Origin of the sequence: Acinetobacter sp. CIP 53.82 (genome assembly GCF_000369465.1) — a bacterium.
GTDB lineage: Bacteria > Pseudomonadota > Gammaproteobacteria > Pseudomonadales > Moraxellaceae > Acinetobacter > Acinetobacter indicus.
In genome coordinates, this window is the sequence record NZ_KB850046.1 from 1,356,397 (window position 1) to 1,376,535 (window position 20,139).

17 protein-coding genes are annotated in these 20,139 nt (G+C 46.5%); 10 read left to right on the forward strand and 7 right to left on the reverse strand.

Annotated features, from left to right (window positions below):
• Window positions 1–4 precede the first annotated feature (4 nt).
• Genes yidD through rpmH form a run of 3 tightly spaced genes read right to left on the reverse strand, consistent with a single transcriptional unit; the run spans window position 5 to window position 890 of the window.
• Entirely contained in the window at window positions 5–325 is a 321-nt protein-coding gene (gene yidD, locus F905_RS12005; RefSeq protein WP_005181116.1) for a membrane protein insertion efficiency factor YidD, read from the reverse strand.
• A gap of 9 nt (window positions 326–334) precedes the next feature.
• Window positions 335–727, reverse strand: coding sequence for a ribonuclease P protein component (gene rnpA / locus F905_RS12010; RefSeq protein WP_005181120.1), 393 nt, complete (start codon window positions 725–727; stop codon window positions 335–337).
• A gap of 28 nt (window positions 728–755) precedes the next feature.
• Window positions 756–890 carry a 50S ribosomal protein L34 gene (rpmH, locus tag F905_RS12015; RefSeq protein WP_000831329.1) on the reverse strand — a complete coding sequence of 45 codons (135 nt, stop codon included), beginning with the start codon at window positions 888–890 and terminating at the stop codon, window positions 756–758.
• 660 nt (window positions 891–1,550) lie between these two features.
• On the opposite strand from rpmH, the gene dnaA reads away from it, so the two are divergent.
• From dnaA to gyrB, 4 genes are all read left to right on the forward strand, one after another.
• On the forward strand, window positions 1,551–2,930 hold the full coding sequence (gene dnaA / locus F905_RS12020; RefSeq protein WP_005181121.1) for a chromosomal replication initiator protein DnaA: 1,380 nt from the start codon (window positions 1,551–1,553) through the stop codon (window positions 2,928–2,930).
• Between the two features lie 110 nt (window positions 2,931–3,040).
• Window positions 3,041–4,189 carry a DNA polymerase III subunit beta gene (dnaN, locus tag F905_RS12025; protein WP_005181124.1) on the forward strand — a complete coding sequence of 383 codons (1,149 nt, stop codon included), beginning with the start codon at window positions 3,041–3,043 and terminating at the stop codon, window positions 4,187–4,189.
• 24 nt (window positions 4,190–4,213) lie between these two features.
• On the forward strand, window positions 4,214–5,296 hold the full coding sequence (recF, locus tag F905_RS12030; RefSeq protein ID WP_005181126.1) for a DNA replication/repair protein RecF: 1,083 nt from the start codon (window positions 4,214–4,216) through the stop codon (window positions 5,294–5,296).
• A 42-nt stretch (window positions 5,297–5,338) separates the two neighbouring features.
• Window positions 5,339–7,813: a DNA topoisomerase (ATP-hydrolyzing) subunit B gene (gyrB, locus tag F905_RS12035; protein ID WP_005181130.1), complete on the forward strand. Its 2,475-nt coding sequence runs from the start codon at window positions 5,339–5,341 to the stop codon at window positions 7,811–7,813.
• Window positions 7,814–7,865: 52 nt separating this feature from the next.
• Here the strand turns inward: gyrB and F905_RS12040 are convergent, their stop codons facing one another.
• Together F905_RS12040 and F905_RS12045 are read right to left on the reverse strand one after the other, a co-directional pair.
• Entirely contained in the window at window positions 7,866–9,029 is a 1,164-nt protein-coding gene (locus tag F905_RS12040) for a zinc-dependent alcohol dehydrogenase (RefSeq protein ID WP_005181133.1), read from the reverse strand.
• A 310-nt stretch (window positions 9,030–9,339) separates the two neighbouring features.
• Window positions 9,340–11,277 carry an ATP-binding cassette domain-containing protein gene (locus tag F905_RS12045; protein WP_005181134.1) on the reverse strand — a complete coding sequence of 646 codons (1,938 nt, stop codon included), beginning with the start codon at window positions 11,275–11,277 and terminating at the stop codon, window positions 9,340–9,342.
• A 232-nt stretch (window positions 11,278–11,509) separates the two neighbouring features.
• On the opposite strand from F905_RS12045, the gene F905_RS12050 reads away from it, so the two are divergent.
• From F905_RS12050 to erpA, 4 genes are all read left to right on the forward strand, one after another.
• Window positions 11,510–12,517 (forward strand): putative solute-binding protein, encoded by a 1,008-nt coding sequence (locus F905_RS12050; protein ID WP_034598267.1) that lies wholly within the window; start codon window positions 11,510–11,512, stop codon window positions 12,515–12,517.
• Between the two features lie 257 nt (window positions 12,518–12,774).
• Window positions 12,775–13,785, forward strand: a complete 1,011-nt coding sequence (locus F905_RS12055) for a putative solute-binding protein (RefSeq protein ID WP_005181139.1) — start codon at window positions 12,775–12,777, stop codon at window positions 13,783–13,785.
• A 347-nt stretch (window positions 13,786–14,132) separates the two neighbouring features.
• Window positions 14,133–15,101 carry a putative solute-binding protein gene (locus F905_RS12060; RefSeq protein WP_171065126.1) on the forward strand — a complete coding sequence of 323 codons (969 nt, stop codon included), beginning with the start codon at window positions 14,133–14,135 and terminating at the stop codon, window positions 15,099–15,101.
• Between the two features lie 122 nt (window positions 15,102–15,223).
• Complete coding sequence (erpA, locus tag F905_RS12065; protein ID WP_005181144.1) at window positions 15,224–15,559, forward strand: iron-sulfur cluster insertion protein ErpA; 336 nt, start codon at window positions 15,224–15,226, stop codon at window positions 15,557–15,559.
• Window positions 15,560–15,632: 73 nt separating this feature from the next.
• On the opposite strand, the gene F905_RS12070 is transcribed toward erpA, so the two are convergent.
• Window positions 15,633–16,760, reverse strand: a complete 1,128-nt coding sequence (locus F905_RS12070; protein WP_005181147.1) for an anhydro-N-acetylmuramic acid kinase — start codon at window positions 16,758–16,760, stop codon at window positions 15,633–15,635.
• 63 nt (window positions 16,761–16,823) lie between these two features.
• On the opposite strand from F905_RS12070, the gene tyrS reads away from it, so the two are divergent.
• Entirely contained in the window at window positions 16,824–18,056 is a 1,233-nt protein-coding gene (gene tyrS, locus F905_RS12075; RefSeq protein ID WP_005181149.1) for a tyrosine--tRNA ligase, read from the forward strand.
• Between the two features lie 61 nt (window positions 18,057–18,117).
• Here the strand turns inward: tyrS and F905_RS12080 are convergent, their stop codons facing one another.
• A complete protein-coding gene (locus tag F905_RS12080; RefSeq protein ID WP_005181152.1) occupies window positions 18,118–19,269 on the reverse strand; it encodes an IS4-like element ISAbe18 family transposase in 1,152 nt (383 codons plus the stop codon).
• A gap of 551 nt (window positions 19,270–19,820) precedes the next feature.
• Between F905_RS12080 and F905_RS12090 the strand changes: the two genes are divergently transcribed.
• Window positions 19,821–20,093 (forward strand): hypothetical protein, encoded by a 273-nt coding sequence (locus F905_RS12090; protein WP_005181154.1) that lies wholly within the window; start codon window positions 19,821–19,823, stop codon window positions 20,091–20,093.
• Window positions 20,094–20,139: the final 46 nt, after the last annotated feature.

Genomic DNA, 20,139 nt, shown 5'->3' on the forward strand with positions numbered 1-20,139 from the left:
TCTATTACCCCAAGTGGTTAGAGTGATTTTGGTTCAATAAACGTTCACGAAAGGGTACAGCAATGTGACCCGTTTGAGAATCTATTTGCTGAAATGAAATAAAACGAATTGCTTTGGCCGGTACAGGGTCATAGCCCGAACCACTCCACGGATGACAACGACAGATACGTCTGGTCGCCAGCCACACACCACGTCCGGCCCCATGGATCTGAACTGCTTCCAGGGCATATTGAGAACAGGTTGGAATATAGCGACAACGTGGTCCAAGAAGCGGACTAATCGCAATCTGATAGAAACGAATCAACCAATGCAGTAAACGTACCATTGGTCATCTCTACTGATGTGGGGAGGGAGCTATTTTAGAATGCTTTTTGGCAAGGCGGTGCAATTTCTGCCAAGCAAATTGTAATTGCTGATGTAACTCTGCATTTGGCACTGTTTCAATCCCCATTTTGGGCATCACCACAATATCCAGTACAGCCAATTGCTGTTGATGCAGGCGAAAACTTTCGCGAGCAAGTCGTTTTACTCGATTTCTTTCGTGTGCACGACGCACTTTTTTCTTGGCAACAACAATACCCAAACGGCTGTTCAGCAGTTCGGACGGTTTTGCCAGAAATAAGAAATGGGGTTGATGCACTTTAAAAAGCGCACCATCAAACACATCTTTATAATCGGCAGCACAGCGTATACGAAGCTCTGTGCTGAAGCCATAAAGTGATGTCATAACACCCAAGTCGATGCAGCGTGACTGATTAAACAGTTAAGCTGTGACGACCTTTTGCACGACGGCGAGCTAATACTTGACGACCAGCTTTAGTAGCCATACGAGCACGGAAACCATGAACGCGTTTACGCTTTAATTCAGATGGTTGGAATGTACGTTTCATGTCGAAACTCCAAAAATGATCTTTCTATAAAGGTCCGCGATTTTAGTGCTCATTGCTTGAGCTGTCAATCAAAAACACGGTTTTCCTTTAAATAAGCCTAATTTTTATAAAAGGCCTTAAGTTTATCCAGGAATAGGCAATTGTACATATTCTGGCTTATTCACAAGCTATCCTATTGTTAAAACATATAAAATAAGTTATAAACAATATTATTCACATAATTATCCACAAGACCATGTGAATAAATTTATTCTCTGCAGGTTTAAATTCGAATTTAAATTTATTTTCAGTTTATCCACATCCGAGCACGCTCTAATATATAAATTCAAATTTATAAATTTAAATTTATTCTTATTAGGGTGGCTTTTTTATGTGGAAAAGCAATTTTTAAATTTTAAAAACATATACTTTGCATGTGGATAACTGTGTTTTTATATTTTTAATACATTGTGGATAACTTTATGCTATATTTTATCCACAGCTTGCGGATAAACTTATCCACACCAGCTTTTAAATTTAAATTTAGATCTTGATGTTTGTTTTTTGGCTAAATTCGCTCAATTTCTCATGACAGATGTGGATAACTTGGTTAGAATGGCGACCCGCTTGCAGCGGACGAATGCGTTTTAAATTTAAAATGGAATAAATAGGGGTTTTCACATGCTTTGGACGGACTGCTTAAATCGCTTGCGACAAGAGCTCTCTGGGAATGTCTTTACGATGTGGATTCGCCCATTAGTTGCAGAAGAATCAGAAGATACTTTACGTTTATATGCACCGAACCCGTATTGGACCCGCTATATTCAGGAACATCATCTTGAGCTGATCACGATTCTGGCCGAACAACTGTCTGAAGGACGGGTACGTAAAGTTGAAATCCTGGTCGATTCCCGTCCGGGCGCCATTTTATCGGCCAGTGAACAGCCAGCGACCACCACCGCTGCTTTAGAGTCAGCACCGGCACCGGTCAGCCGTCCAAAAAAGGACAAAGAAGAGAGTGGCAGCAAAAACAGCCGCAAGCGTCAGTTAAACCCTTTATTTACCTTTTCTTTATTTGTAGAAGGCCGTTCTAACCAGATGGCGGCAGAAACCTGCCGTAAAGTATTGACCCATCTGGGCGCTTCACAACATAACCCGCTATTTTTATATGGCCCGACCGGTCTGGGTAAAACCCACTTGATGCAAGCGGTGGGGAATGCCTTGTTGCAGGCCAAGCCGAATGCCCGGGTCATGTATATGACTGCTGAAAGCTTTGTACATGACTTTGTTAGCTCGCTACAGCAGGGCAAGGTTGAAGAATTCAAGAAAAATTGCCGTTCACTTGATCTGCTCTTGGTGGATGACATTCATTTGCTGGCCGGTAAAGAAGCCAGTCTGGTGGAGTTTTTCTATACCTTTAATGCCTTATTGGATGAATCCAAGCAGATTATTCTGACGTCGGACCGTTATCCAAAAGAACTGACCGAACTGGACCCGCGTCTGGTGTCACGTTTTTCCTGGGGCTTGTCAGTTGGGGTAGAACCGCCCGATATTGAAACCCGGATTGAAATTCTATTAAAGAAAGCCGAAAGCAGTGGCGTCGATTTACCGCGCAACTGTGCCTTGTTTATTGCCCAGCAGGTGGTCGCCAACGTGCGTGAACTGGAAGGCGCCTTAAACAAGGTGGTCGCGATTTCCCGTTTTAAAGGCACCGCGATTGATCTGGATGTGGTGCGTGAATCTCTAAAAGATGTGCTGGCGATTCGTGCGCGTACCATCAGTACCGAAAATATCCAGCGTGTGGTCAGTGAATATTTCCGTATTCCACTCAAAGAGCTGGTCGGGCCAAAACGTACCCGGATTTATGCCCGTCCACGGCAGCTGGCGATGGGGCTGGCCCGTGAACTGACCGGTGACAGTTTCCCCGAAATTGGCATGGCTTTTGGTGGTCGTGACCACAGTACCGTGATGCATGCCTGCGAGAAAGTACAAAGCCTGCGCGAAGAAGATCCAATCTTCAACGAGGACTATAAAAACCTGCAACGCCTGTTGCAAAGTTAGGCCGGTTTGGTCAAATTCTGTTCTTGCAATGCGGCATATTCTGCCGCATAGTACACTGCTAAAAAATTAATTTTTATCTTCATCATCTTCAGTTGTTAGAGGAATGTACCGTGCGTTTAAAAATCGCCAAAGAAAGCTTACTCAATGTTCTATCACATGTTGTAGGAGCGGTTGAACGTCGCCATACGTTAAACATTTTATCTAACGTGAAAGTTCAGGTGACCGAACAGGCACTGACCATTACCGGTTCCGATCTGGAAGTGGAGCTGGTGGCCAGTACGGTTCTGGCTGAAGGTGCATGTTTACAGGCGGGTGAGACCACGGTGCCGGCACGTAAACTGATGGATATCTGTAAATCTTTGCCGACTGCGGCTTTAATTGACCTGCAGATTACTGAAGATCAGCGCTGTATTTTAAAATCGGGCAACAGCCGTTTCGTGTTGGGGACTTTACCAGCCGAAGATTATCCGTTATTGGCCACTGAAAATACTCAAGGCACACAGGTAGCGGTGACTCAGCGTGAATTAAAACGTTTATTTGAAAAAACTGCCTTTGCCATGGCGGTGCAGGATGTACGTTTCTATTTGACCGGCACCTTGCTGGAAATTGATGAAAAACAGCTGCGCGCTGTGACTACCGATGGCCACCGTTTGGCATTATGTGAAACCGGTGCCTCTTCAAATGCGACACAACCGATTCAGGCGATTGTGCCACGTAAAGCTGTGGGTGAATTACAGCGTTTGCTGAGTATTGAAGATGAGCAATTGTCTTTGTTAATTGGCCGTGAACTGTTAAATGTAACCATTTCCGTGCCGAGCCGTGACAAAGAGCAGGGCGATATTACCGTACGTTTCACCACCAAGTTAATTGACGGTAAATTCCCGGATTACCGCCGTGTGATTCCACGTGGTGGTGATAAAGTGGTGATGATTGCACATGACGTGTTCAAGCAGTCGTTACAGCGTGTGGCGATTTTAAGTAATGAAAAATTACGCGGCGTATTCCTGAACTTTAATGCAGATTCACTGCAATTACGCGCCAACAACCCGGAGCAGGATGAAGCGATTGAAGACCTGGCCGTGCAATACAACAATGCACCGCTGGAAATGTCGTTCAATGCTCAATATCTGCTGGATGTATTAGGTGCACTGGATGGTGATGATGTGGCGATGACCATGACCGAAGCCAACCAGTCGGTACTGGTGCAAGACCCAGCGCAGCAAGATCAAACCTATGTTGTGATGCCGATGCGTGTCTAAGCTTGTATGTGATCTGACACGATTATGCATATTACGCGTTTAAATATAGAACGTGTTCGAAACTTAAAAGCGGTTGCACTCGTCGGGTTGCAGCCGTTTAATGTCTTTTATGGTGCCAATGGCTCCGGTAAAACCTCGATTCTGGAAGCCATTCATTTACTAGCCACCGGTCGTTCCTTCCGTACCCATATCCCCAAAAACTATATTCAGCATGATGCCCAAGATGCGATTGTATTTGCCCAGTCGCCCACCGAAAAAATCGGCATGCAAAAACTGCTGTCTGGGGAACAACTGATTAAGGTCAATGGTGATCATATTGCCACCCAGGGGCAGCTGGCCAAACTGCTGCCGCTACAACTGATTGATCCGCAAAGTACTGATATTATCGACCACGGCGCCAAACCGCGCCGGCAGTTGCTGGACTGGATGATGTTCCACGTGGAACCAGAATTTTATCATGCCTGGCAATACTATTCGCGGGCCTTAAAACAGCGTAACAGCTTACTAAAAACCCGGCGTCATTTAAGCCTGGCAGAACTAGAACCGTGGAACCAGATGCTGAGCCAGTATGGTGAAATGCTGCATCTGCAACGCTACAGTATTATCGAGCAGTGGCAGCACTATTTTCAGCAGGATTTACAGCAGTTGTTGCCTGATTTAAACATTCGCCTGGAATACCATCCGGGATTTCATCCGGAACCGGGTTTAATGAGCGATTTGGTCAATCATCATCAGAAAGATGTGGAACGCCGCTATACCGAATATGGACCGCATCGCGCAGATTTACGTTTAAAAACAGCGACGGGCGATGCCGATGTGGTGCTGTCACGCGGACAAAAAAAGTTATTGATCATGGCTTTAAAACTGTCACAGATTGCAATGCTGCATGCGTGCAATAAGGAAACTGTGGTATTATTAGATGATCTGACAGCAGAATTAGATTTAACCGCACAACGACGTTTAATTGAGCGATTGAGCCAACTTGGTAGTCAAGTTTTTATTACCACCTTAGACCATGAATCAGTGCAGAATCACTTACATGATTTGTCTATTTCCTATCAATTATTCAATGTTGAAAACGGTACTGTTCAAGTTGTTGTGCAATAGTTTTTTATCTTTGGATAGACCAGTTTTTACTAGGGAGAAACCATGAGTTCAGAAGATCAATCTGCCACTCAAACAGAACAAACCAATGAAAAGGCTTATGATTCCTCTAGTATCAAAGTATTACGTGGCCTAGATGCTGTTCGTAAACGCCCGGGCATGTATATCGGTGATACAGATGATGGTACCGGTTTACACCACATGGTGTTCGAGGTGGTCGATAACGCGATTGACGAAGCGCTGGCCGGCCACTGTGACGAGATTCTAGTTACTATTCACGAAGATGAATCGGTATCTGTGGCCGATAATGGTCGTGGTATTCCAACCGACATTCATCCGGAAGAAGGCGTATCGGCTGCTGAGGTGATTCTGACCATCCTGCACGCCGGCGGTAAGTTCGACGACAACAGTTATAAAGTGTCGGGCGGTCTGCACGGGGTCGGGGTATCGGTGGTAAACGCCCTGTCGAGCAAACTGGAACTGACCATTAAACGTGCCGGTCAGATTCATCAGCAGGAATACCGTCATGGTGATCCGCAATATCCATTAACCGTGGTTGGTGAAACAGAAGAGACCGGAACCATGGTTCGTTTCTGGCCAAGTGCTGAAACCTTTAGCCAGACCATTTATAATGTTGATATTCTGGCGCGCCGTTTACGTGAGCTGTCGTTCCTGAATGCCGGTGTACGTATTGTCCTGAAAGATGAGCGTATTAACCTGGAACATATCTATGACTATGAAGGTGGTCTGTCTGAGTTCGTGAAATATATTAACGAAGGCAAAAACCATCTGAATGATATTTTCCATTTTACCGTGCAGGCAGAAAATGGCATTGGAGTTGAAGTTGAAGTTGCGTTGCAATGGAATGATTCTTATCAGGAAAATGTACGCTGCTTTACCAACAATATTCCGCAAAAAGATGGCGGTACCCATTTAGCCGGTTTCCGTGCCGCGTTGACCCGTGGTTTAAACAGCTACATGGAAAACGAAAACCTGCTCAAAAAAGAGAAAGTGGTGGTTTCCGGGGATGACGCACGTGAAGGTTTGACCGCAATTATTTCGGTGAAAGTGCCTGATCCAAAATTCTCTTCACAGACCAAAGAAAAACTGGTGTCGAGTGAGGTAAAACCTGCGGTCGAGCAGGCCATGAATAAATCCTTCTCGGAATATTTACTGGAAAACCCGCAAGCGGCCAAATCGATTGCCGGCAAGATTATTGATGCAGCGCGTGCCCGTGATGCAGCGCGTAAAGCACGTGAAATGACCCGTCGTAAGAGCGCGCTGGATATTGCCGGTTTACCGGGTAAACTGGCCGATTGTCAGGAAAAAGATCCAGCTTTATCTGAACTGTATCTGGTCGAGGGTGACTCTGCGGGTGGTTCAGCCAAGCAAGGCCGTAACCGTAAAATGCAGGCGATTTTACCGCTAAAAGGTAAAATCCTGAACGTGGAACGTGCCCGTTTTGACAAGATGATTTCATCGGCAGAAGTCGGCACCTTGATTACTGCACTGGGCTGCGGAATTGGCCGTGAAGAATATAACCCGGACAAGCTGCGTTATCACAAAATCATTATCATGACCGATGCCGACGTCGATGGTTCGCACATCCGTACCTTGCTGCTGACGTTCTTCTTTCGTCAAATGCCGGAGCTGGTGGAACGTGGTCATATCTATATTGCCCAGCCACCGCTGTACAAGCTGAAAAAAGGTAAGCAGGAACAGTACATTAAAGACAATGAAGCACTGGAAACCTATCTGATTTCCAATGCCATTGATGAACTGGCCCTGCATGTCAGCGCAGATGCACCGGCGATTCGTGGTGAAGCACTGGCTTCGGTGATTGCCGATTATCAGACCTCGCAAAAGAGCCTGAGCCGTTTAACCTTGCGTTATCCAGCCAGCCTGTTAGATGGTTTGCTGGCACAAGAGGCGTTCAAGCTGGATCAGGCGCATGATCTGGATTATGTACAGGCTTGGGGTGAGCAGCTGTGTGCCTATATCGCGGCCACTCAAAGCAGTTTACGTCCTGAACTCAGCATCGAAACCTTTGACAAAGAAGATGCGGAAGGACAGAAGTCTGCGATTTACTGGCCACGTATTACCATTTATGTGCATAACCTGCCACATGCCTATTTGCTGGATGCCGGTTTACTCGGTTCGGGTGAGTACGCACGTTTGCTGAAGAACTCGAAGAGCTGGTTTAGCCTGATTGAAGAAGGCGCGTACTTGCAAAAAGGCGAGCGCAAGATTCAGGTCAACAGCTTCCATCAGGTCTGGCAGCATATTCTGCAGGACTCACGCCGCGGCATGATGATCCAGCGTTATAAAGGTCTGGGTGAAATGAATGCCGAGCAGCTTTGGGAAACCACCATGGACCCGGAAAACCGTCATATGCTGCAGGTGACCATTGAAGATGCGATTGAAGCAGATCGGATGTTCTCATGTTTAATGGGCGATGATGTGGAACCACGTCGTGCTTTTATTGAAGAGAACGCCCTGAATGCCGATATTGATGCCTAAGGGCATGATTTAAAAAAAGCGCCTGCGGGCGCTTTTTTGTTGGCGCGATGGATTAGGGCGTGAGAATAATTTTGCGGCAATCCTGTTCGCGTTGATCAAAAATACGATAGCCCTCGGCAGCATCGGCCAGTTTCATACGGTGGGTAATAATCACTTCGGGGGACAGGTCGCCATTTTCAATCCGTTCCAGTAATTCGGGCAGGTAACGATGCACATGGGTCTGGCCCATCTTGAAGGTCAGGCCTTTATCAAAGGCATCACCGAACAGGAAACCGTGAATTGGACCGGCATAGACGCCCGGCACACTGACCACGCCGCCACGGCGCACTGCGGCAATACACTGGCGCAGGGCAAAGCCGCTGGAGCCTTCCAGTTTCAGGTTGGTCATCACGGTTTCAATCATGCTGCCTTTGGCTTCAAAACCAATTGCATCAATGACCGCATCGACACCCCGATGGCCGGGAGTATTGTCAATAATAAACTCGGCCGCATCCATTTCATCAAAATTGACTGGAATCGCGCCATAGGTTTCATGGGCAAACTGCAGCCGGTAATGGTGATGATCGACCATAAAAATCTGTTCAGCGCCAAGCATCCGTGCACAGGCCGCTGACAGTAATCCCACTGGTCCGGCACCATAAATGGCTACACTGGAGCCTTTGCCAATTTGTGCATTGGTCACCGCCTGCCATGCGGTTGGCAGAATATCGGTCAGGAATAGCACTTTTTCATCTGGCAGTGAACCGGGAACTTTAAAAGGACCGATATTGCCTTTGGGGATTCGCACATAATCGGCCTGTCCACCCGGCACGCCGCCATAAAGATGACTGTAGCCAAACAGCGCTGCACCCGGTGGAATCTGTTTTTTGTTCAGAATGGCGCCGCGGCCCGTATTGGTATTTTCACAGGAAGCGGTCAGCTCATGTTCACAGAAAAAGCAGTGACCGCAGGCAATTACAAAGGGAATAATTACCCGGTCGCCTTTTTTTACCGCTGTGACCTCGGGGCCGACTTCTTCGACCACGCCCATAAATTCATGTCCAAAAATATCGCCGTGTTCTGTGGCCGGAATTTTACCGCGATATAAATGCAGATCTGAGCCACAAATGGCAGTGGCGGTGACGCGAAGGATGACATCATCCGGTTCCTGAATAATTGGGTCAGGCACCGATTCAACTCTTACATCTCGGGTTCCATGATAGGTTAAGGCACGCATAGAATTTCCTCTCTTGGCTAGCAGAAGGCCAGACCCGCGCATTGAGCCGGCCACATTTCTTCATGATGAGATGCGCGGCTGTAAATTTATGTATAAAAAAACCGGCCAAGCTGTGTGCAAGAGGGCTTTATATTGCAGTTCAGTAAGTGCAATCAGAGCTAAAACGGAGAGGAAAACAGCTATTGGTGAGCATCCTCCTTGATCTTTTTAAAGAAAACAGACGGGCTAAAAAGAGGAGTGATCATAAAGTGGAAATAAAAAAGATAGCCACTGGGGCTATCTTGAGGGGAAGGTTTCGGAAGAAACGGGATTAACTGTTCTGGAATGATTGTTCCAGGGTTTCCAGTTCCATCATCAGTTCCAGCATGGTTTCTTCGACCTGTTCCAGCGTGGCTTTTAAGCTGGTCTGTTCATTCATCAGCTTGAGCAGATCTTCTTTACGCGAAGCTTCATACAGGCTGCTGTCAGCCAGCTGTTCTTCAATACTGGCCAGACGGGGCTGGATTTTTTCAATCTGGCTTTCACATTGTTCAATTTTTTTCCGCAGCGGACGGGTTTCTTCACGGCGCTGCGCCGCCAGTTTGCGCTGTGCTTCTTTATCAACTTTGGCCGGTGCGGCAGTCTTGTTGGTACTTGCGCTGGCCTGTGCCAATGCGGTTTGGGCATTGATCTGCTGCTGACGGGCCTCACGTAACCATTTGGCATAATCCTGCAAATCACCGGAAAATTCAGTACAGCGTCCGGCATGCACCAACAGCAGGTCATCACAGACACTGGCGATTAGCTGACGTTCGTGCGATACCAGTACCACTGCGCCTTCAAAGTCCTGTAAGGCCATGCTCAGGGCATGACGCATGTCTAAATCCAGATGGTTGGTCGGTTCATCCAGAATCAGTACATTCGGGCGCTGCCAGACAATCAGGGCCAAGGCCAGACGGGCGCGTTCACCGCCGGAGAAGCTTTCGCACGGCGTATCCATACGTTCGCCGCTAAAACCAAAACTGCCGAGGAACGAACGTAGGGTGGCTTCACTGATCTGTTTGTCGGCCAGACGTGACAATTGCAGCATCGGGCTGGCCTGCGCATCCAGTGCATCCATCTGATGCTGGGCAAAGTAACCAATATTCAGCAGTTCAGAGGCTTTGCGCTGGCCATTTAAAAGCGCTAAATCACCAACCAGTGATTTAATTAGAGTAGATTTACCGGCGCCGTTCATGCCCAGCAGGCCAATACGCGAGCTTGGGGTAATCTGCAGACTGATTTTGCTGGCAATACTTTTGCCCGGATAGCCAATTTCTGCCTGATCCAGAGTCAGTAAGGGTGAACTCATTTTGGTGGGTTCACGGAAACTGAAGGTAAACGGGGTATCGACATGCGCCGGTGCCAGCAACTGCATTTTTTCCAGCTGTTTAATCCGGCTTTGCGCCTGACGCGCCTTGGTGGCTTTGGCTTTAAAACGGTCAATAAATTTTTGCAGATGTGCGCGGGCTTCAACCTGCTTTTCAAAGGCCTGTTGCTGCTGGGCCAGACGTTCGCTGCGGGTCACTTCAAAGGTCGAGTAATTGCCGGTATATAAGGTCAGTTCCTGATTTTCAATATGCAGGATATGATCGGTCACTGCATCGAGAAAATCGCGGTCATGTGAAATCAGGATTAAAGTGCCTTCATAGGCATTGAGCCAGTCTTCAAGCCATAAAATGGCATCCAGATCCAAGTGGTTGGTTGGCTCATCCAGAAGTAGTAAGTCGGAGCGGCTCATCAGGGTGCGTGCCAGATTTAAACGCATGCGCCATCCACCGGAGAAACTGGAGACATCCAGACGTAGCTGATGTTCCATAAAACCGAGACCGGCCATTAACTGGGCGGCTTTAGATGGGGCAGAATAGCCATGAATTTCATCAAAACGGCCATGTAATTGTGCCAGTTCGCTGTTACTGAGCTGTTCAGGTTGTGCCAGCTGTTTCTGAATCTGCCAGTATTCTTCATCGCCCGATAACACAAAATCCAGCGCCGGCATATCTAGGGCTTTGACTTCCTGGGCCATGTGCGCAACGGTCCAGCCCGATGGACGGGTCAGGCTGCCTTCATCTGCCCCCAGTTCTCCCAATAAGGCGGCAAATAAGGTCGATTTGCCGGCGCCATTGACTCCGGTGAGGCCAACTTTCCAACCCGGATGGATCTGCATGGACGCTTTTTGAAATAAGACACGACCACCACGGCGTAAAGAGACTTGGTCAAATTGAATCATTGGACTCACTAAACTCAGGAACAGAATGCGCCTATTCTAAAGGATGCGCTCTGGAAAACAAAAAGCTGGCGCAGTTTATTTCAGGTGCTACAGCAACACATCGAAAAAAATAATGAAAAAGCGGGCGCCGTGTCATCTATCGGAAAGCGGCTATGCAGGGTTTTTTTATAAAACCAAGCCCGATATATTAAAATTTCTGATAAAAAACAAAAACAAATGTACGGTGACAAAAATGAAAAACGGAGTTTTGTTGTTGTCGACACTGGCCTTGTGTGGCGTCAGTGGCCTGGCTCAGGCCAATCCGCAGGTCTGTGTTTTTGATCTGTTGGGACGGGCCGGAGAATCCTATAAATTGCTGGAAGAATGGGCCTTGGCCAGCAAGCGCTGGGGCAGCAATGTCAGTCTGAAAGCCTATCAGGATGAAGCCCAGGTCGAGCGCGATTTTAAGGCGGGCAAGTGTGATGGTGCCTATATGACCTCAATGCGGGCGCGGCAATACAATAAATTTGCCGGTTCGATTGATGCACTGGGCGGTGTGCCAAGTAATAGCATTGCCCAGAAAGCCATTAGTTATGTGCTGGACCGGCGCAATAACCGCCGTCTGGTGACCCGGATTGGCCAGGAAACCTTTGAAGTGGCTGGCATCGGCCAGATTGGCTCGGCCTATATTTTTGTTAAAGATCGGGCCATGAACTCGGTTGAGCACATCAAAAACCGGAAATTTGCGATTCTGCATTATGATCCGGCACAAAAAATGATGGTGGAGCGGGTCGGTGGTATTGCAGTCGATTCCGATATTTCCAATTTTGTACGCAAGTTTAATCAGGGCGAGGTTGATATTGTGGCCGCACCGGCCTATGCCTTTAAACCGCTGGAAATTGAAAAAGGTTTGGGCACACGCGGTGCCATGATTGATTTTCCGGTGGTCAATGTCACGGCGGACCTGATTATCCGGCCAGAAAAATTCGCAGATGGTTTTGCAGTGCAGTCCCGGCGCTGGTTTGTCCAGCAGATTCCGAAAAACTTTGCCATGGTGAAACGTCTGGAAGCGGAAATTCCAAATAAATACCGCACCCGACTCAGCAAGGAAGATCAGGACAAATACCAGAAACTGCTACGTGATGGCCGCATCGAACTGACCGAAAAAGGCATTTATGATGGCTCAATGATGCGGGTCCTGAAACGGGCACGTTGCACGGTAGAACGTACCAATTTTGAATGTTCACTTGGTGGCGAATAGAGAAAATGGTTATAAGTTTGTAAAAAAGTGGCCGTGATGTGTAAATTTTCACCGCGCTGCCTGAAATTTTTAAGCCATTGAAAATACTGCTGATCTCTGCAATTTGTGGGTTTGAGATCAGCAGCTGTATAAATTGAATTGGTCACGATTTAAAAATATTTGGAGTAAAAGCTCTATTTTTTTAAAAACAAGTTGCTTAATATTCAGCAAGTGTATGGACACTCTTGATGAAAGACGATTCTGTAAGGACAAATACAATGAAAAAAACAATTCTCGCGCTTTCTGCACTGGCTACTTTGGGTATGGCCAGCAATGCTCAGGCAGCCAAGGTCGATGTATGTATCTTCGATTTACTCGGCAAATCTGGTGAATCTTATCAAATGGCCCAGGAATGGGCGCTGGCTGCAAAAGGCTGGGGCGCAGACATTAACCTGATTCCCCGTCAGGATGAAGCCGTGGCCGATAATGACTTTAAAGCTGGCAAATGTGATGCGGTTTTCCTGACTGCGATGCGTGCCCGTCAGTACAATAAATTTGCCGGTTCAATTGATGCGCTGGGCGGTGTGCCAAGCAATGCCATTGCCCAACGTGCAATTACCTTTGCACTGGACAAACGTAATGCCGGCAAAATGGTCACCAATCTGGGGGGGAAAAAATATGAGGTGGCGGGAATTGCACCTTTAGGTTCAGCCTTTATTTTTGTCCGTGACAAGAATATTGATTCAATTGAAAAAGCTGCCGGCAAGAAATTTGCGGTACTGGGCTATGACGATGCACAAAAAATTATGGTGCAACGTGTCGGTGCTCAGGCGGTAATCTCCGATGTCTCTAACTTTGTGGCGAAATTTAATAATGGCCAGGTCGATATGGTTGGTGCGCCAGCCTATGCCTATAAGCCGCTGGAAATCTATAAAGGCTTGGGCAGCAAAGGCGCCATGTTTAATTTCCCGGTACTGCATGTCACGGCTGATTTAGTAATTAGTCCGGAGAAATTCCCGGCTGGTTTTGGCCAGAAATCGCGTGACTGGTTCTCGAAAAACCTGCCAAAAAGTTTGGGCATGATTAAACGTCTGGAAGCAGGCATTCCAGCCAAATACAAAATGAACCTGAGCGCGGAAGAGAAAACCAAATACCAGAAACTGTTACGTGAAGGGCGGATGGATATGACCAAGCGCGGTATTTATGATGCGTCGATGATGAACGTACTCAAACGTGCCCGCTGTTCTGTCGATAAAGCCAACTTCGAGTGTTCACTGGGCGGTGAATAAGCTTCATTTTTAAGGAAAAACAACCCGGCATCTGTGCCGGGTTGTTGCATCTGGAACCTTGTCACTTGGGCCATTGCAGTTCAGGTCAAATCACGTAAGCTAATCAAAAATAATAGCTTCATCTTTGTCCAAGCCTAAAAAAATAGAGATGAGTTGTTTCATCAAAGGCATACAGACAGGAGGAGCAGGAGAGCGTGATCTCCAAGGGTAAAAAGAACAAGGATGGATGCGCTAAAATAGCTTTTTAAAACATTAAACACGATTCAGTACAACTGAAAACAACAAGAACAGCGATAAAGGAAAGATCAATGAAATATTATGCTCAAGGCATCGCACTGGCTGCAGTGATGGGACTCGGTGCGACTGCAGCACAGGCCAAGCAGACAGTGTGTGTCTTTGATTTGGTGGGAAAAAGTGGTGATGTGTATGCGCTGATGCTGGACTATCAGCTGGCGGCCAAAGCCTGGGGCGCCGATATTGAACTGCGCGTCGGGCAGAATGAAGCGGTAATTGCCGAAGATTTTAAAGCCGGTAAATGTGACGGGATTAGTGTCACCGGTATGCGCGGGCGTCAATTTAACAGCTTTACCGGTTCTCTGGATGCAATTGGTGCAATTCCCGACTTAAATCTGGCGGTCAAAGTCATGCAGGGGCTGGCCAGCCCGAAATTTTCCCGTTTCATGACTCAGGGCCAGTATGAAGTGGCAGGTGTAGTGCCTGTTGGTGATGCCTTTTTAATGGTCAATGACCGCAGCATTAATACTGTGGCCAAAGCTGCCGGTAAAAAAATTGCGGTCCTGGATTATGACCAGGCACAAAAAATTATGGTGCAGCAGATTGGTGCGCAGGCGGTCAGTTCCGATGTCACCAACTTCGGCAGCAAGTTTAATAATGGTCAGGTCGATATTATTGGTGCACCGGCCGCCGTGTTTAAGCCGCTAGAGCTGCATAAGGGCCTGGGCAGTAAAGGCGCGATTGTGAATTATCCGATTTTACAGGTAACTGGCAATATTATTATTCGCCCGAACAAGTTCCCGGCCGGTTTTGGCCAGAAATCACGGGAATGGGTCAAAGGTCAATTGCCACGTGCCTTTAACATCTTGGGTAAAATGAAAGCCGATATTCCACAAAAATACTGGATGAATATTCCGGCAGCCGACAAACCGGGCTATCAGAAGATGATGCGTGAGGCACGGATTGACTTGACCAAACGAGGTATTTATGACAAACGCATGATGAAGCTGCTGTGGCAATTCCGCTGTAAGCAGGACCCGAAAAACTTCGAATGCGGCCTGCAGGATGAGAATTACAAATAATCCTGATAAAATTAGTCTGAATTGACTTTGAATTGAACATGACTGACCATATATTGGGTATGTTATACTTGATATGTGGTCTTTTCTGTTAAAAGACATTTGAATCGAACGAGGAATCCGACATGAATGCCCAAGCCCTTGTGCTGACTGACAATGCTGCGAACAAAGTACGCCAATTGCGTGACAGTGAAGGCAACCAAGATTTAATGTTACGCGTTTATGTGACCGGTGGTGGTTGTTCGGGCTTCTCTTACGGCTTTAACTTTGCTGAAAGCATGAATGAAGATGATGCTGAATTCGTGAATGGTGACGTAAAAATGCTGGTCGATTCACTTAGCTATCAATATCTGGTCGGTTCAGTGGTGGACTATTTAGAAGGTCTGGAAGGTTCACGTTTTGTGGTTCAAAATCCGAATGCCACGACTACGTGTGGCTGTGGTTCTTCTTTCTCGATTTAAGCAGAATTTTAAAATACTCAGCCCTCTATTTTGAGGGCTTTTTGAATATCTTTTTTAATACAAAGAGATTGGCCTAGACTGCGGTCAATGTTCCTAAAATCCGGTAGCCTTTGGCCCCAGTCACAGCCGGGAAATTGCCACTTTGCTGGTTCAGAAAACGCATCGCCAACCAGGCAAAAGCAGTGGCTTCCACCCAGGTCGGGTTAATACCTAAATCCGCCGTGGTCTGTACACTCCACTCATGTTTGCGTAAGCGCCAGCGCAGCTGTTCCAGTAAATAGGAATTATAGGCACCGCCCCCACAAACATAGACTTCACCGGTGTCCATGCCCGAGCGGTAAATGGCTTTTTTAATCGCCCGAGTAGTCAGCTTTAACAAGGTGGCCTGCACATTTTCCGGGGTATCTTCCAGTTCCTGATAGGCTAGGTCATTGCGCCAGTCGGCAATCTGTTCATCCAGCCATTCCAGGTTGAAATCTTCACGGCCAGTACTTTTTGGCGGCTCTTTGGAAAAATATTCATGTGCCTGCAGACGGTCCAGCAGGCTGCGAATTGGCTGGCCATAAGCCGCCCAGTTGCCGTTTTCATCATAAGGCTGGCCGGTGTAGCGTTCACACCAGGCATCCATCAGGATATTGGCCGGGCCGGTATCAAAACCATAGACTTTTTCCGGCTGTCCGGCAGGCAACATGCTGACATTGGCAATCCCGCCCAAATTCAGAATCACCCGGTGGATGCTGTCATGCTGGAACACATCCTGATGAAAAGCTGGTACCAAAGGGGCACCTTGTCCACCGGCAGCCATATCACGCCGGCGGAAATCCGAGACCACCGGCAGCTGGGTTATTTCGGTAATAATATTTGGATCACCAATTTGCAGGGTAAAGCCATGTTCAGGCCGGTGGCGGATGGTCTGGCCATGTGAACCAATGGCACGAATCTGGCTGCGATCAAGCTGGTGTTCTTCAATCAGGCGGTTAATGCCATGTCCAATCATTTGCGCCAGCGCCACATCGGCCTTGCCCATCCGGTCAATTTCATTGTCATCCGGCAGGGTCAGGGCCATCAGTTCATCGCGTAAATCGGGATCGAAGCTCAGGGTCAGGGTGGCATGAAGCTGTAAAGGATCAAAAGAAGCAGCAACAATATCGACACCATCCATACTTGTGCCGGTCATTACTCCAATATAGATCGCTGTCATGGTTATTCTTAAGCCTGCAATGTGCTGAAAAAGTGTTAGTATATCGCACAAATTGAATAACTGATGTGTTTGGGTTTTGTGATGTCAAATTTCTTGCCAGCTGAAGAACAACTTGCCCTCATCCAACGAGGTACGCATGAAATTATTTCTGAAGAAGATCTTCTAAAGAAATTAAAAGAGAACCGTCCTTTAAAAATTAAAGCGGGCTTTGACCCGACTGCACCTGACCTGCATTTGGGTCATACGGTTTTAATTAACAAGCTGAAAGTGTTCCAGGATTTGGGGCACGAGGTCTTCTTCCTGATTGGTGACTATACTGCCATGATTGGTGACCCGACCGGTAAGAGCGCGACCCGTCCGCCGTTGTCACGCGAGCAGGTACTGGAAAATGCCAAAACCTATCAGGAACAGGTGTTCAAGATTCTCGATCCAAACAAAACCAAAGTGGTGTTTAACTCGGAATGGTTTGCTAGTAAAACAGCGGCCGATTTAATTCAACTGGCCTCACAGCAAACCGTGGCGCGTATGCTGGAGCGTGATGACTTCACCAAGCGTTATAACAATCAGCAACCAATTGCGATTCACGAATTCCTGTATCCGCTGGTACAAGGCTATGACTCGGTGGCTTTAGAAGCTGACGTAGAGTTGGGTGGCACCGACCAGACCTTTAACCTGCTAATGGGCCGTACCTTACAGGGCCGTTATAACCAGGAAGCACAGGTGTGTATTACCGTGCCAATTCTGGAAGGTTTAGATGGCGTCAACAAGATGTCGAAATCATTAGGCAACTATATTGGTGTATTTGATGCCCCAGGCGCGATGTATCAAAAAGTGCTGTCTATGCCGGATTCACTGATTGAGCGTTATTTTGACCTGCTCAGCTTCAAGTCTGTGGCAGAAATCCAGCAGTTACTGAAAGAAGTGGCTGAAGGCCGTAACCCGCAGGATGTGAAAAAGATTCTGGCGCTGGAACTGGTCGAGCGTTTCCACGGTGCGGAAGCTGCAGCCAATGCGCATAAAGGTGCCGGTAACCTGATTACCGAAGGTGAATTGCCAGAAGGTACACCAGAAGTGACCATTTCACGTGGCGAATATGGCGGCGAGATTTTCATTGCTTCTATTTTACGTGCAGCAGGTTTAACCAAAAACGCGGCACAGGCTAAAGATGCTGTCGGTCGTGGTGCAGTGAAAGTTGATTGGCAACCAGTCGATGCCTCATTCTCGGTAAAAGAAAACGTGACCTTGATTGTGCAGGCCAGTAAAAAGGCCATTGCCAAAGTCACCTTTACCGACTAAAAATGCAGTTAAGTAGTTGAATTAAAAAGCAGGCTTCGGTCCATTGCTGTCCCACAATTTTTCACAAGAGGAAGCTCATTTGAGCTTCCTCTTGTTTTATGGGTATTTTATCGGGTGAAAATAAAGCTTTTAAAGTTCTTCTTTCAAACAAATTCACTTGAATTATTCTGAGTAAACGTTGAACTGTCCAACCTGTTTTCCCTAAATGTTGAGCGAAACTCACCAATAAATAGGCGATCATCGCAATCCAGATTTGTGTCTGAATTGCGTTCCTGCTGCGGCCTAGAAACGCTTTTAATTTGAGATTCTGCTTAATCGCCTTAAAGAACAGCTCAACTTTCCAACGATCTTTATAAATCGCCGCAATGGTGGAGGCGGCTAAATGAAAGTTATTGCTGAGAAAGCTAAAGTGCTTGCCACTTTGCTGATCTCTATATTCAATTCTTCTTAACACTGGGGCTTTTCTTTTTAGGGCATGTGCGCTATTCAGCTGAATGGTTTCATCTTTTAGAATACCTTTGGATTCAAGCACTGGATGTTGCTGGATCACCTGATACACAGATTTAGGCCTAAAACGTGTGACAAATCCAATGTTTTGAGCAGTCAGATTTGCATACCATTGGTAATCGACATAGCCTTTATCAAAAACTACAATGCTGCCAGCAGGAAACTGGAATTTGCGGCCTTGTACCATGTCATTTTCTTTGCCATTTTCAACTGCAACAAACTCAGGAATATCATTGCTGTGATTCAATCCTATACTGAGTTTCATGCTGGCTTTTGAGTCGTGAACTTTGGCCCATTCACATAAGGAAAGCGACAGGTCAATATGACTGGCATCCAAGGAATACAAGGGATTCTTAAAGCGAAATTTATGAGCTACTTTTGAGTGTTCATAGTATTTAAGCAACTTGTAAAATAGCTGTTGATACAAGGCAGCAGGCTGCTGCTCATTGATTCGTGCCAGCGTGCTTCGGGGAATAGACTTTGCTCCGAGATGACTCAGCTTTTCCTGTTGGCACTCCAAATTGGATTGAATATCTCTCAGACTTTGCCTACAAGAGAATTGAGACATCAATATGGCAATAAACTGATCCCACCGGGAAGCCGCTCTAAATTTCTGTCCAACATGGTGTACTTTAGTAAGTTGTTCAAAATCCTGTCGCACAACAGGTTTAATTAGCTCATGAAATACGGTATTCTGATGTGACAAAACCTGAATCCTGGTCGTTAAAGTGTTTGTTTGCACTCATATTTTAACTGTTAGGACTCAGGTTTTTTATTTAAAGCAAACTATGGGACAGCAGTGGGCTTCGGTCTGCTTTTTTTATGATATTGCTTATAAGATATTTAAATATTTAAATTTAAAAAAAACCTTATAAAAACAAGAATTAAATTTTTCCGATTGTCTTGATTTTGTCATATTTTATGTTTAAGATTTATCCGTCTAAATATGTGGTGTCTACATATCTAGAGGGTAAATTGCTATTTGATGACGTTTCATCCCCAAGAAGCGCGGAAATAGCCGAAAATAATAATGACAATAACATATGGATCCGTAAAAGATTCAACTCCGAGGGAGAGATTTTGGGAGAGATCTCTTTCTTTTTTTTATCCAAAATTTAGCCTTTGACCTGAAAAAAGCGGTTTTTTGAGCAGCTGGAGCGGTGTCTGCCCATGGTTGCCCGCTGCAAAAATCCGGCGTATAAATAAATCCGGATCATCATTTCCATATAAAAAATAAACTCGAGCCAGAGGGAGCGCATGTATTCCTATAATACCGATACTCATGATCAGCAGCTGGATGCCATTTTACGTTTCCTGTTTGAATATCAGCCGCAAAGTGAAAAGCAGTTTGCCTATCAACCGGTCAAGACGCTGTTTGAGCAATTAGAGCTGTCGGCCATGTATCAGCTATTTGCCCTGATTCACGAGCAACTGCCGCGCAAAGCCAGACTACTGTTTGCGGCCGAAGATTATCGCGGTAAACAGGCACTGGTCTTAGAGGTCATGCAGCATATTCGCGAACGGGTTTAACTATTGTCATGAAATCTTGATCGTTTTTTCATCTTCCTTACATGTT